Genomic DNA, 12,583 nt, shown 5'->3' on the forward strand with positions numbered 1-12,583 from the left:
TGGGGGATGTACATGGCACGTTCGGCAAAGGAGCTAAGCGGGAGACAAAAAGCCGCAATTCTTTTGATCTCGCTTGGTCCGGAAGTCTCCGCGCAGGTGTTTAAACATCTGCGCGAAGAAGAAATCGAGCAACTCACGCTTGAGATTGCCAATGTGAGAAAAGTTGATATTTCAGAGAAAGAATCCGTTCTAACAGAATTCCATCAGATTTGTGTCGCTCAGGAGTACATCTCGCAAGGTGGTATTAATTACGCAAAAGAAATTTTGGAGAAGGCGCTTGGGCAGCAAAAAGCATTTGATATTATCAACCGTCTGACCGCCCATCTTCAAGTTCGCCCGTTTGACTTTGCGCGAAAAGCAGATCCGGGTCAGATCCTTAACTTCATTCAAAATGAGCATCCACAAACGATCGCTCTTGTGCTTTCCTATTTGGAGCCGGAACAGTCAGCCATCATTTTGTCCGCTCTTCCGCAGGAAAGTCAAGCGGAAGTAGCACGCCGGATTGCCTTAATGGAAAGTACTTCCCCGGATGTTATCAGCCAGGTAGAAAATGTGCTGGAACAGAAGCTATCCTCAACGGTTGTTCAGGATTATACACAGGCTGGTGGTATCGAAGCGGTTGTTAACATGCTAAATAATGTAGACCGCAGTACAGAGCGTATTATTCTCGATACGCTCGAAATCCAGGATCCGGAACTGGCCGAGGAAATCAAGAAGCGTATGTTTGTATTCGAGGATATTGTTGTACTCGACGACCGCTCGATTCAGCGCGTAATTCGCGAGGTAGAAAATGCCGATCTTATGCTTGCGCTTAAAGTGGCAAATGAAGAAGTACGAACTGTTGTATTCCGCAATATGTCCAAACGTATGGTGGATACATTTAAAGACGAAATGGAATTCATGGGACCTGTACGTTTGCGCGATGTAGAGGAAGCGCAAACCCGTATTGTTGGCGTTATTCGCCGTTTAGAGGAAGCAGGTGAAATCATCATCGCCCGCGGTGGAGGAGATGAGATCATTGTCTAGAATTATCAAATCTTCCTTTTATTCTACGGTAGAAGATAAGCGGATTATTGAAGCAACCGTTCTTCCTTTTTTCGATCCTAGTCTTTCAGAAGATATGGATTTGATAGAAGAGGAAGACGAAGTGGTTCGATTGAAGCAGGAACAGCTGCGGCAGGCGGAAGAAGAGGCCCAATTGATTCTTGAGGAAGCACGTCAGCAAGCTAGACAGATGATAGAGGAAGCGCAGAGTGAGATGGATGCCTGGTGGGAAGCTCGACGCCAGGAAGACGAAATTGTGCGCGAGCAAGCATCAGAAGAAGGATTCAATTTTGGTGTTGAACAGGGGCGTGAACAAGGGCGCCAGGAAGCGCTGGCAGAATACTCGCAGGCGCTGGCAGAAGCTCATTCGATTTTGGAAGAGGCACCTGTTTGGAAGAGAAGAAAGATTGGAGAAGCCGAGCCGTTTGTGTTAGAGCTTACACTTGAGATTGCTCGCAAGGTCATTAAAGAACAGTTTGAATATGACCAGGAGCATCTCCTTGCACTCATTCGTCGAGCACTCTCTCATACTCAGGAGTACAAAACCATTACGGTTGCTGTAAGTCCAGATTCGTATACATATGTACAGGAGAACCGGGCACGGCTTATCGATGTTCTTGATAGTCAGGTGGAATTGATGGTAGTGCCGGATGAATCTGTTATAGATGGGGGTTGTATCATTCGAACATCACTTGGTAATGTTGATGCGCGGGTAGATACTCAGCTTGCGGAGATAAAAAAGGCACTGCTTGAGATTCAGGCAGAAGAAAGTGAGTAAGGGCATGTTTACGCTTGAGAAATATATGTCTGTACTTCGAAATCTGAATCCCATTCGTGTGAATGGAAAAGTCTCGCAAGTAATTGGACTGACTGTAGAATCGATGGGGCCAGATGTGCGTATCGGTGAGGTATGCCACATTTATCCGGCTAACGCTAGTACTCCTGTTCAAGCGGAAGTTGTAGGGTTTAAAGATAATAAGGTGTTACTTATGCCGCTTGGGGAGCTTGGATCTATCGGGCCTGGATGTGACGTAGTCGCTACCGGAAAACCATTAACGGTAAAAGTGGGTCCGGAACTACTTGGCAAAGTGCTTGATGGAAACGGACGCTTGATGAGCGGAGGAGCCTTTCCTGATACATTGACAGAATATCCGGTTGATAATCAACCGCCGAATCCACTGGCTCGTCCGCGCATTACAGAACCGCTTTCCGTAGGAGTACGGGCTATAGACGGACTGCTAACGGTTGGAAAAGGTCAGCGGATCGGGATTTTCGCCGGAAGCGGCGTTGGTAAAAGTACATTGTTAAGTATGATTGCTCGCAATACAGAAGCAGATGTGAATGTGATTGGTCTGATTGGAGAGCGGGGACGTGAGGTTGCGGACTTTATTGAACGTGATCTTGGGGAAGAAGGGCTGCGCCGATCCGTGGTAGTCGTCGCCACATCCGACCAGCCAGCACTTGTCCGCATTAAAGGCGCCCTTTTGACAACGGCGATTGCCGAATATTTTCGTGACCAGGGTTTAAACGTCATGATGATGATGGACTCTGTTACCCGGTTTGCGATGGCACAACGGGAAGTAGGGCTAGCAATTGGAGAACCGCCTGCTACTAGGGGGTATACGCCTTCTGTATTTGCTTTGCTACCACGGCTTCTTGAGCGGGCTGGTACATCACCAGCAGGATCGATTACTGCGTTTTATACGGTGCTTGTCGAGGGAGATGATATGAATGACCCGATTGCTGACTCCGTGCGCGGTATTCTGGATGGGCACATCGTACTAAGTCGCAAACTTGCCCATAGCGGTCATTATCCTGCCATTGATGTGCTGGCAAGTGTAAGCCGTGTCATGAAGGAGATTGTTACACCTGAACATCAGGCAGCTGCCAATGAGCTCAAACGATTGCTTGCTGTATATCGAGATGCTGAAGACTTAATTAATATTGGAGCATACAAGGCAGGAGCCAGTCGGGATATTGATATGGCCATTCAGTACAGAGATACGATTTTACAGTATGCTAATCAGCAGACAGATGAGGTATCCACACTTGAGGATGCCATTGCACAGCTGACCCGTACGTTTTAAAACGTAGACAGGAGGCATTCATGTCATTTGTTTATTCGTTTCAAAAAATTCTCGATGTCAAAGCCAAGGAGAAGGAGCAAGCAGAGATGAGCTATAGCCACTCTGTTCAGGCACTTCGAATCGAAGAACAGAAGCTTATGCATCTAGAACAGAATAAGCAGGAGATGGAACAGAAGCTTCAGCAGGAGAATAGTATTTCTCTTGCTAAACTGCGAAGCAGCTATGAATATATCGGACATTTACAGCGAATGATCGTAGAGGCGGCATGTACAAAGCAGCAGGCAGAAAAAGAAGTAGAGTTCAAACAGGGGCTTTTAACAGAACGAGTTATGGATGAAAAAGTCTGGTTGAAGCTCAAAGAGAATGCACATGAACAGTACAGGGAGTTACAGAAACAAACGGAGCAGAAAGAGCTGGATGAAATCGCAGTAGCACGCTATTTCAGACAAAAAGTGAATTCGGTCTAGGGGTGTTTTCTATGGAAGAAATAGCAGAGGAACAATCCTATAGTAAAATGGAATGGTTCTTTTATATTATTTTTATCCCTTTGCTATTTACGCTTGTGTTATCGGCGATTATTGCGCAGATGTTTGGCTATAACGTCGTAGGAATGCTGGCGAAGGGACTGAATCAAGTGCCGGTGGTTGAGAAGCTAATCCCGGATTCAGCTGTGCCAAATTCAAAGAAGACGACGCAGACCGAGACTACAACCGCAAAACAAGATACGCGCGCGGATGATTTACAAAAGCAGATTGATTTAAAAAATAAAGAGATTGACAAATTAAAACAAGCACAAGGAACAGAGAATAACACACAGGATCAGATGCAGAATCAGAATCAGGCGCAGGATCCTGCAGCTGCACAAGCGTTAAAGCAAAAGGCTGAAGAAGAGCGGCTGAAAAAAACAAAGCAGTTGGCTAAGATTTATACATCGATGTCAGCGGGTAAAGCAGCTCCGATCCTGGAAAAAATGCCGCCAGCAGAAGCAGCCATTCTTCTCCAAGCTATGAAAGCAGAAGACCGTTCTGCCATTATGGCTAAGATGAATCCTAAAATAGCAGCGGATATGACGGTGCTTATGAAACAGATGAATCAGATGCAGGTCTTAGATGCTATGCCGCAAGCAACGACGACAGCAGGGATGGCAGCACAGGAAGAAGAAAAGGCAAAAGCACAGGCAGCGATTCAGAACCAGACTAAAATTGTAACAAATAATGCGTCTGCTGAAGAAGTAGCAGCTTCAATTGCTACGATGCCGCCAGCAAGTGCGGCTGTTCTGGTTGAAAACTTGTTCCGAACAGATGAGCAAAAAGCGCTTGCAGTCATGCGCAGCCTAGATCAGCAAAAGCGTGGCGACATTTTATCAAGCATTACAAATGACTTGAAAAAAGGTGCACTCGCAGCGAAAATTAGTCAGAAACTGATGGCGTACTAATGTGTTAAACAGATGGAGAAAGGAGGTGAAACATATGATACAGGGAGCAGGAAAACTGGATGTAATAATGCCAAAACCAGCTGTCACATCGAAATCCACGACGGCATCGCAAGCAATCGCTTCCTCTTCATTTGCTGATCGACTGGAGAAGGCAACAGCAGCACCGGTGAATGACAAAACGGAGGAAAGTAGTCCATCTCAAACAGAAAGTCCAAAGGAGCAGATGGAAAGCATTCTTGATGCAATCTTGCAGACAGTAAAGGAAGAGGGTCTGCCGGAGAAGCTTGAAGATAATCCAGAGTTGCAGACTTTGGTCCAGCAACTGTATGCCCTTATGAATGCTCAATCGCAGCAGACAGAACCTGCCCTGAAGCAGTTAGACAAGGGGAATGAAGTTCAGTCTATACTACCGGATGCTTCCCCGGAAGAATGGATGAAAAAGATGTTTGACATGCTTGTTAGCATGCAGAAAGCAGCAGAAGTAAATCCAGCCAAGGGTATGCCGCAGGGACTTCAGGAAAAGTTCGAGCAGGTGCTTACAATGTTAAAGGGTGCAAGTATCCCGAACAACAATGCTGATACGATACATTCCGCAAAGCTGGAAATAAGTCCGGAACAAGTAGAAGATCAGCAGAGTGTGATACAGCCTGTAAAACCACAGACTACTGCGGAGCAAGGAGCGTTTTCTCAGCAGCAATCTGCTAAAGAGCCAGATAAATCGGTATCTATGCAGACAGTTGAAACGGTTGATGAAACCGAAGCGGTTGTTCCAGGTGAAGGGAATGCTGTGAAGGTCATGCATCATCAGGTAAATGATATTACACCTGTTGGCAGTAAAGAGATGGCTTCAGCAGGAAAAACTCAAATCCCGCTTGTCCCATCCCGTTTCTTTGTAAATGAAATGGAAGCATTTGTTCTGAAACAGGTTCAGTTGAACCGAGGGACAGGAGCGATGGAAACGGTCATTCGTCTTTTTCCGGAAAACTTGGGTCGAGTTGATGTACGGATCAGTGCAGTAAATGGAAATATTATGGCGCAGTTCATTACAACGAACACCGCTGGGAAAGAAGCTGTCGAGCAGCATTTAAATCAGCTTCGTCAGGCACTTACGCAGCATGGCCTGAACGTAGAGAAGTTAGAAGTGACACAGCTTCAGACATCCTCTACTAACAATTCTTCAACAAATCAAGATACGCTGAATGGACAGAACAAGGAGCAATCTCAGCGAGAAAAACAGCATGCTTCTAAAGAGGAAAATGAACAGTCAGTATTTAATTTGGAAGATTTGTTGAATGAAGAAGGAATAGCTGAAGAAACTGAAGTGTTATAATCATGTTATAAAGAAAGGAGGAGCAGTCACATGCCTACGATTGATACCAAAATGTATAATAACTCTTTTCAGAATACAAATAAGACGGCAGAAGAAAGATCTACGCTTGGAAAAGACGACTTTTTAAAAATCCTTATAACTCAGCTGCAAAATCAGGACCCGACGCAACCGCTTCAGGATCGTGAATTTATTGCGCAAATGGCACAGTTCAGTTCACTTGAACAATTGACAAACTTAAACAAAACGATGAATACGGTAGCAGAATCTCAAACGCTTGGTGGTCTTTCTGGAATGATCGGCAAGCAGGTAACCTGGACAGAAAAAGCGAGAGAAGTAGATGATCAAGGAACAGTAACGTATAAAGACGTACCAAAACAGGGGATTGTGAAGTCGGTAAGTATGAAAGATGGAACAACTCAACTTATTATGGAAGATGGCTCTAAAGCAGCAGTAGGATTAATTGAAACGATGACGAACCCAACTGCCCCTGCTGACGCGAATTCGGGGTCTACATCATGAATCACATAAAGGCCGGTCAGATTTTTTATCCTCAGCCTCAACCTGCTGTAAAACCTGTACCTTCTACTCGCAAGGGAGTCTCCTTTGACTCGATCTTGTCGCAGAAGATTAAGGATCAGCAACCTATTGAATTTTCAAATCATGCGATTCAACGACTTGAAAAGCGGGGGATTGAGTTAAGTGAAGAGGATTTAAATCGTCTCTCATCAGCTGTGCAAAAGGTGAAAGCTAAAGGTGCTAATGAGTCGCTGATTTTGATGAATGATGTGGCTTATATTGTTAGTGTTCCGAATCAGAAGGTAATTACCGCAATGGACAGATCTTCTATGGGGGAAAATGTTTTTACAAACATTGATAGTGCTGTAATAGTATAACGGAATTTAGGCTGGCCCTCATTGAGGAAGCCTCGTATCGCTGATTGACAGACGCGGTACAATACGAAAAAAATAGGGGGAAATAAAACATGTTACGTTCTATGTACTCAGGTATCGGTGGATTACGCGGTTTCCAGACGAAACTGGATGTTATCGGTAATAATATTGCTAACGTAAATACAACCGGCTTCAAGAAAAGCCGTGTGGAATTTCAAGATATTTTGAGTCAGACAATGTCAGGAGGAAGTGCGCCTGGTGATCTGGGTGGAACGAATCCGAAACAGGTTGGGTTAGGATCTGCCATAGCTGCTATTGATGTCATTCATACACAAGGTGGATTTATGACAACGAGCGTTCCGACTGACCTCGCTATTGAGGGGAATGGATTTTTTATGGTAAAGGATGCAACTGATCAGGTTTTTGTGACGCGTGCAGGGAACTTCTCTTTTGACCGAGATGGTAATCTCGTAAACTCCAATGGTCTATTCGTTCTTGATAGTGGTGGTGCGAAAGTGACGTTAGGGACAACTATGGATAAAATTAAATCCTATTCCATTGGTGCAGACGGTAAAATTACGTATACGGATGATGCCGGTAAAACTGATACAACAACTACTGGAGTCGGTATCGCTATGGTTGAGAATCCGGCTGGATTAGAAAAAGTAGGAGCGAACCTCTACAAACTCACAGCATCCGCCACAGAAGATCCTGCTGCTCCTAAGTGGGGTGAAGCCAATAAAGAGGCTCGAGGAGCAATTCGTGCAGGTATTCTAGAAATGTCCAACGTGGATCTTTCTGAAGAATTTACCGAAATGATCGTCGCACAGCGTGGTTTCCAGGCGAACTCCCGGATTATCACCACATCTGACTCCATTCTTGAAGAACTTGTAAACTTAAAACGATAGAATTCATAGTACTATAATATAAGAAGGGGAGGAATTCACTCCTCCCCCGTTTTTTACTGGAGGGAGATAGATGATCCGCCTGACCCGATTGAATGGAAAAGAATACGTTGTAAATGGATTGCTGATCGAAAGTGTAGAAGCGACACCAGACACGATGATTACATTGGTCAACGGAAAAAAGTTTGTCATCCGAGAATCTATTCCCGAGGTTCTTTCAGCCCTGACCAATTTTTATAGAGAGATTAATGTGATTAAAACAATGCAGTTACAGGAACGAGACCGTAAAGCGGAGGGGTTGAAAGATGCTTAAAGGGTTATTCAAAAACAAATTGATCGCTATTATGCTAATTTTGCTTATTGCTGTAACACTTCTTGGTTTTGTAGCGTTTGTTCTCTGGAAAACGTATGTCGCCAATCCAGCGCCAGCAGCAAAGTCTGACCAGCAAGAAATCCAGCAGATGAGTGCAGAGGAATTTCAAAAAGTCACATTTGAAACAGATGAGATCCGAACAAATCTTATCGATGGTAAACTCATCCTAGCTAAGTTTGCTATTCAGGCTGAGAATGAGAAGACAAAGCAAGAGCTAGAGTTACGTAAGCCTCAAGTTATACATATTATTATTACAACTTTATCTTCGATGAAACCGGAAGAGATTCAGGGTGCCGGTGGAATTGCGAAAATGGAAGACGCGATAAAAAAAGAGCTGAATCCGCTTCTCAAAGAAGGTAAAGTTCTGAAGGTTATTACAACACATAAAATTATTGATATGTAAGTGCAGGTTATTATGACGCAGAGAAGGGGGTGACACTTATGAGTGAAGTTTTGTCCCAATCAGAAATTGATGCGCTGCTTGCGGCAATTTCATCCGGGGAAATGAACGCGGAAGAGCTGAAAAAAGAAGAGTTGGAGAAGAAAGTAAAAGTATATGATTTTAAGCGGGCGCTACGGTTTTCTAAAGACCAGATTCGTACGTTAACACGTATCCACGAGAATTATGCGCGTTTGCTTACCACTTATTTTTCAGCACAACTCCGAACGTTTGTGCAAATAAGTGTTGCATCTGTTGATCAGCTTCCTTACGAGGAGTTTATTCGTTCGATACCAAAGATGACCATTCTGAATATATTTGAAGCGGAGCCGCTAGAAGGTCGTATGGTGATGGAGGTAAATCCGAATGTTGCTTATGCGATGCTCGAGCGTCTTTTAGGAGGAGCAGGCACAACATCAAACAAAACAGGTGCGCTTACAGAAATTGAAACTACTATTATGGAGCGGATTTTCAGTCGAGCTTTGTACAGCTTTGCGGAAGCGTGGAAAAACGTGGTCGACATGGAGCCGGAACTCGAGTTGCTAGAAGTAAATCCTCAGTTTATGCAGATTGTGTCGCCGAATGAAACGGTTGCTGTAATCTCATTTAGTACAAAAATCGGAGAGACAACAGGCATGATTAACCTCTGTCTGCCGCATGTAGTGCTTGAACCGTTAATGGTAAAACTTTCCGCCCATTACTGGTTATCAACACAAAAGAAGACACGGAATGAGCGTGAAATCGAAATTCTTCAGGAACGAGTGCGAACCGCAAAGCTTCCTCTAATTGCGGAGCTTGGAATATCCACCATTTCTGTTAGCGAGTTTTTAAATCTAGCTCCAGGAGACGTCATCCAGCTTGATCAGCGGACAGAAGATAAAGTAAGAGTGATGGTTGGGCGGAAGGCGAAATATTTGGCCACGCCGGGAACTTCCAGAGGTCGCTCCGCGGTATTGATTGAAAAAGTTTTGGAGGAAGAAGGGGTGGAAGAAGATGAGTAGGGAAATGCTTTCCCAGGATGAAATCGATGCTTTGTTAACGCAAAACAATCTAGAGGATGAAGAGGAAGAGGCAGGAAGTCAGCAGGATCTTAATATTGATGATATCTTATCTCCACTTGAGCAGGATGCACTCGGCGAGATTGGAAACATCACATTTGGCAGCGCAGCTACAGCACTTTCCAGTCTTCTTGGTCAGATGACGGATATTACCACACCAAAAGTTGGTGCGATTCGTCGTGAAGATGTACAGAGTCAGTTTCCACAGCCGTATGTGGCTGTACATGTAGAGTATACGGAAGGTTTTCAGGGGATTAATCTGCTTGTGATCCGGACCCAGGATGCGCAAATTATTGCTGACTTAATGATGGGAGGCGATGGTACAAGTCCGCCAGAGGAACTGAGTGAGATTCACCTGAGTGCTGTACAAGAAGCGATGAACCAGATGATGGGCTCAGCTGCTACATCCATGTCAACAATTTTCAATAAATTGGTTAATATTTCTCCGCCAGGAATTGATATGATGGATTTGGCGCATGGAAAAGGAACAGAGAACATTCCACAAGAGGATATTCTCATTAAAGTTTCGTTCCGCTTGAAGATCGGCACACTTATTGATTCGAATATCATGCAGCTTATACCAATTCCGTTCGCTAAATCAATGGTCAACATGCTCATTGGCGGCATGGGAGAAGAACCGGCAGCACCGATGCCCGATTCGACTCCGGCTCCGGTTGTACAGGAAATGCCACCGGCGATTCCACAGTCTATCCCACAACAACAGCCAGTTGCTGCAGGGATGGGGCAGGACTATGGACAGCCGCCGCAGCAACCACCAGCTGCTTATCCGCCACCGTATGCGGATCCGAATCTGTATCAGCAGCCGCCGGCCTATCCACCATATCCGCAGTATCCACCACAAGGATATGCAGCGTATCCGCCACAGCCACCACAACAGCCACAGGCAAATGTACAGCCTGTACAGTTCTCGGCATTTGGAAATGCTGCTGCTCCACAGGGATTACCGCAAAATATAGATATGTTGCTCGATATACCGCTTAAAGTGACCGTTGAACTTGGCCGCACTAAAAAACTAATTAAAGATATTTTAGATTTTTCACCAGGTTCAATTATCGAATTGGATAAACTGGCAGGTGAGCCGGTTGATATTCTAGTAAATAACAAGCTTGTTGCCAAAGGAGAAGTTGTTGTTATTGATGAGAACTTTGGTGTGCGTGTAACGGATATCATTAGTCAGTTGGAGCGCATGCAGAAATTACAATAACGGCAGATGTGAGTAAGGAGGATATAAGATATGAGCAATAAAGTATTAATTGTAGATGACGCTGCCTTCATGCGTATGATGATCAAAGAAATTCTGACAAAGAATGGATTTAATGTGGTAGGGGAAGCTAGCGATGGTGCCCAGGCCGTCGAAAAATTTAAAGAGTTGTCCCCGGATCTTGTCACAATGGATATTACCATGCCGGAAATGGATGGCATTACAGCGCTGAAAGAAATTCGCAAACTTGATTCAAGTGCTAAGGTTATCATGTGTTCTGCAATGGGCCAGCAGGCTATGGTTATTGATGCCATTCAAGCTGGGGCAAAAGATTTTATTGTAAAACCGTTTCAGGCAGATCGTGTAATCGAAGCAATTAAAAAGACGCTAGGCTAGAAAAGAGCTATCTGATATGAGATGTAGAATACACGTGAAGGTATGTAGCTTTCTTACAGGTATATGGTGGGCAGCGGGAGCGGGGCAAACGTATGCGAGCGTCTCGCTTCCGACTAAGCCTGCTCTTAATGAACCAGAAGTAGTTTCGAATTCATCGACAAGTATGTCTATGCTATTGCTCCAGACTATGTTAGCTCTTGCTTTGATTATAGGACTTATTTACATACTGTTTCGCTTTTTAGGAAAGAGAACGAACCTCTTTTTTGGAAGAACAGCGATTCGATCTTTGGGTGGTTGTTCTTTGGGGCCACAGAAATCCGTACAAATTATTCAGGTGGGGTCTTCCCTTTACCTGGTCGGTGTGGGAGAAAATATTAATCTGTTACGCCATATTGAAGGGGAGGAAGCAGATGAGATTGTTTCTTTGCTTGAATCACAGGGACAGCCATCTAATCCTTCTATCCCAAGCCTTCAAGCCTTAGTAGGCCGAATATCTAAGAAACAGATCGATAAAGAGCAACCAGCGAATCAAAACTTTCAAGCACTGTTTCAGTCTAAGGTAGAAGAGGCAAAGCAGAGGCGTAAGCGTGTAGAGGAAGAATTGTTTAATGGTGAGGAGAAGGAGTAAGAAATATGAAACGTTTGCACATAATGGCGTCAGTATTGCTGGTCGTACTTTTTCTCTTCATACCAGAAACCGGTCATGCGGCGTCTGTGCCGATCCCAGGAGTCGATATTAAGCTAGGAACGTCTAATAATCCAGAAGATGTATCAGTAACACTGCAAATTTTACTGTTGTTTACGGTTCTTTCGCTGGCACCTTCTATTTTGATTATGATGACGTGCTTTACGCGTATTGTTATCGTTCTATCGTTTACGAGAACGGCACTGTCCACGCAGCAGGCACCTCCTACACAAGTTTTGATAGGTCTTGCATTGTTTCTTACGTTTTTCATTATGGCACCTACGTTTTCGCAGGTAAACACACAGGCGGTTCAGCCATATTTGAATAAGCAGATTACACAGGAACAGGCATTGGAGAGAGCGGTTGATCCGTTTAAGAACTTTATGGTAAAACATACGCGTGGGAAAGATTTGAACTTGTTTTTGGATTATACAAAAACACCAAAACCAAAGACAGTAAAAGATATACCGTTGACAGCCCTCGTTCCAGCATATGCCATTAGTGAATTGAAAACAGCGATGCAGATGGGATTTATGATTTTTATCCCATTCATTGTAATTGACATGGTAGTAGCCAGTGTTTTGATGGCAATGGGGATGATGATGCTTCCACCGGTAATGATCTCGCTACCATTTAAAATTTTGCTGTTTATTTTAGTAGATGGCTGGTATCTTGTGGTTAAGTCTTTGCTGTTAAGTTATCAATAGGAGTGAGAGTGG

The 12,583-nt window shown here is 44.3% G+C and carries 16 protein-coding genes; all 16 read left to right on the plus strand.

What is annotated here, in order from left to right; all coding sequences use genetic code 11:
- Positions 1–12: 12 nt before the first annotated feature.
- The 16 genes from fliG (at position 13) to fliP (ending at position 12,571) form a co-directional block, all read left to right on the plus strand.
- Positions 13–1,026, plus strand: a complete 1,014-nt coding sequence (fliG, locus tag PO771_RS06775) for a flagellar motor switch protein FliG (RefSeq protein ID WP_272562506.1) — start codon at positions 13–15, stop codon at positions 1,024–1,026.
- Complete coding sequence (gene fliH / locus PO771_RS06780; RefSeq protein ID WP_272562507.1) at positions 1,019–1,822, plus strand: flagellar assembly protein FliH; 804 nt, start codon at positions 1,019–1,021, stop codon at positions 1,820–1,822. The genes fliG and fliH overlap by 8 nt, the downstream gene beginning before the upstream one ends.
- Positions 1,823–1,826: 4 nt before the next feature.
- Positions 1,827–3,131: a flagellar protein export ATPase FliI gene (gene fliI, locus PO771_RS06785; protein WP_272563119.1), complete on the plus strand. Its 1,305-nt coding sequence runs from the start codon at positions 1,827–1,829 to the stop codon at positions 3,129–3,131.
- Positions 3,132–3,151: 20 nt separating this feature from the next.
- Positions 3,152–3,598, plus strand: coding sequence for a flagellar export protein FliJ (gene fliJ / locus PO771_RS06790; protein ID WP_272562508.1), 447 nt, complete (start codon positions 3,152–3,154; stop codon positions 3,596–3,598).
- 11 nt (positions 3,599–3,609) lie between these two features.
- Positions 3,610–4,566 (plus strand): MotE family protein, encoded by a 957-nt coding sequence (locus tag PO771_RS06795; RefSeq protein ID WP_272562509.1) that lies wholly within the window; start codon positions 3,610–3,612, stop codon positions 4,564–4,566.
- Between the two features lie 34 nt (positions 4,567–4,600).
- Positions 4,601–5,896, plus strand: a complete 1,296-nt coding sequence (locus tag PO771_RS06800) for a flagellar hook-length control protein FliK (RefSeq protein ID WP_272562510.1) — start codon at positions 4,601–4,603, stop codon at positions 5,894–5,896.
- Positions 5,897–5,926: 30 nt separating this feature from the next.
- Positions 5,927–6,415, plus strand: a complete 489-nt coding sequence (flgD, locus tag PO771_RS06805; protein ID WP_272562511.1) for a flagellar hook assembly protein FlgD — start codon at positions 5,927–5,929, stop codon at positions 6,413–6,415.
- Complete coding sequence (locus tag PO771_RS06810) at positions 6,412–6,789, plus strand: TIGR02530 family flagellar biosynthesis protein (RefSeq protein WP_272562512.1); 378 nt, start codon at positions 6,412–6,414, stop codon at positions 6,787–6,789. The genes flgD and PO771_RS06810 overlap by 4 nt, the downstream gene beginning before the upstream one ends.
- 89 nt (positions 6,790–6,878) lie before the next feature.
- Entirely contained in the window at positions 6,879–7,694 is an 816-nt protein-coding gene (gene flgG / locus PO771_RS06815) for a flagellar basal body rod protein FlgG (RefSeq protein ID WP_272562513.1), read from the plus strand.
- 70 nt (positions 7,695–7,764) lie between these two features.
- On the plus strand, positions 7,765–8,004 hold the full coding sequence (locus tag PO771_RS06820; RefSeq protein WP_272562514.1) for a flagellar FlbD family protein: 240 nt from the start codon (positions 7,765–7,767) through the stop codon (positions 8,002–8,004).
- On the plus strand, positions 7,997–8,467 hold the full coding sequence (locus PO771_RS06825; protein ID WP_272562515.1) for a flagellar basal body-associated FliL family protein: 471 nt from the start codon (positions 7,997–7,999) through the stop codon (positions 8,465–8,467). Before PO771_RS06820 ends, PO771_RS06825 begins: the two co-directional genes overlap by 8 nt.
- Before the next feature lie 38 nt (positions 8,468–8,505).
- Complete coding sequence (gene fliM, locus PO771_RS06830; protein WP_272562516.1) at positions 8,506–9,504, plus strand: flagellar motor switch protein FliM; 999 nt, start codon at positions 8,506–8,508, stop codon at positions 9,502–9,504.
- A complete protein-coding gene (fliY, locus tag PO771_RS06835) occupies positions 9,497–10,786 on the plus strand; it encodes a flagellar motor switch phosphatase FliY (protein WP_272562517.1) in 1,290 nt (429 codons plus the stop codon). Before fliM ends, fliY begins: the two co-directional genes overlap by 8 nt.
- Positions 10,787–10,816: 30 nt before the next feature.
- The gene (locus tag PO771_RS06840; RefSeq protein WP_096465206.1) at positions 10,817–11,179 is read left to right on the plus strand and encodes a response regulator; all 363 of its coding nucleotides are present in this window, start codon (positions 10,817–10,819) and stop codon (positions 11,177–11,179) included.
- A gap of 187 nt (positions 11,180–11,366) precedes the next feature.
- Positions 11,367–11,807, plus strand: a complete 441-nt coding sequence (locus PO771_RS06845) for a flagellar biosynthetic protein FliO (RefSeq protein WP_272563120.1) — start codon at positions 11,367–11,369, stop codon at positions 11,805–11,807.
- Positions 11,808–11,812: 5 nt separating this feature from the next.
- Positions 11,813–12,571 (plus strand): flagellar type III secretion system pore protein FliP, encoded by a 759-nt coding sequence (gene fliP / locus PO771_RS06850; protein WP_272562518.1) that lies wholly within the window; start codon positions 11,813–11,815, stop codon positions 12,569–12,571.
- Positions 12,572–12,583 lie beyond the last annotated feature (12 nt).

The sequence above is a fragment of the Aneurinibacillus uraniidurans genome, assembly GCF_028471905.1.
GTDB lineage: Bacteria > Bacillota > Bacilli > Aneurinibacillales > Aneurinibacillaceae > Aneurinibacillus > Aneurinibacillus uraniidurans.

Bases quoted from the DNA above. Each gene is read 5' to 3' on its own strand.
- fliG (WP_272562506.1), top strand. From the start codon at position 13: ATGGCACGTTCGGCAAAGGAGCTAAGCGGGAGACAAAAAGCCGCAATT.
- fliI (WP_272563119.1), top strand. From the start codon at position 1,827: ATGTTTACGCTTGAGAAATATATGTCTGTACTTCGAAATCTGAATCCC.
- fliJ (WP_272562508.1), top strand. From the start codon at position 3,152: ATGTCATTTGTTTATTCGTTTCAAAAAATTCTCGATGTCAAAGCCAAG.
- PO771_RS06795 (WP_272562509.1), top strand. From the start codon at position 3,610: ATGGAAGAAATAGCAGAGGAACAATCCTATAGTAAAATGGAATGGTTC.
- PO771_RS06800 (WP_272562510.1), top strand. From the start codon at position 4,601: ATGATACAGGGAGCAGGAAAACTGGATGTAATAATGCCAAAACCAGCT.
- flgD (WP_272562511.1), top strand. From the start codon at position 5,927: ATGCCTACGATTGATACCAAAATGTATAATAACTCTTTTCAGAATACA.
- PO771_RS06810 (WP_272562512.1), top strand. From the start codon at position 6,412: ATGAATCACATAAAGGCCGGTCAGATTTTTTATCCTCAGCCTCAACCT.
- flgG (WP_272562513.1), top strand. From the start codon at position 6,879: ATGTTACGTTCTATGTACTCAGGTATCGGTGGATTACGCGGTTTCCAG.
- PO771_RS06820 (WP_272562514.1), top strand. From the start codon at position 7,765: ATGATCCGCCTGACCCGATTGAATGGAAAAGAATACGTTGTAAATGGA.
- PO771_RS06825 (WP_272562515.1), top strand. From the start codon at position 7,997: ATGCTTAAAGGGTTATTCAAAAACAAATTGATCGCTATTATGCTAATT.
- fliM (WP_272562516.1), top strand. From the start codon at position 8,506: ATGAGTGAAGTTTTGTCCCAATCAGAAATTGATGCGCTGCTTGCGGCA.
- fliY (WP_272562517.1), top strand. From the start codon at position 9,497: ATGAGTAGGGAAATGCTTTCCCAGGATGAAATCGATGCTTTGTTAACG.
- PO771_RS06840 (WP_096465206.1), top strand. From the start codon at position 10,817: ATGAGCAATAAAGTATTAATTGTAGATGACGCTGCCTTCATGCGTATG.
- PO771_RS06845 (WP_272563120.1), top strand. From the start codon at position 11,367: ATGTTAGCTCTTGCTTTGATTATAGGACTTATTTACATACTGTTTCGC.
- fliP (WP_272562518.1), top strand. From the start codon at position 11,813: ATGAAACGTTTGCACATAATGGCGTCAGTATTGCTGGTCGTACTTTTT.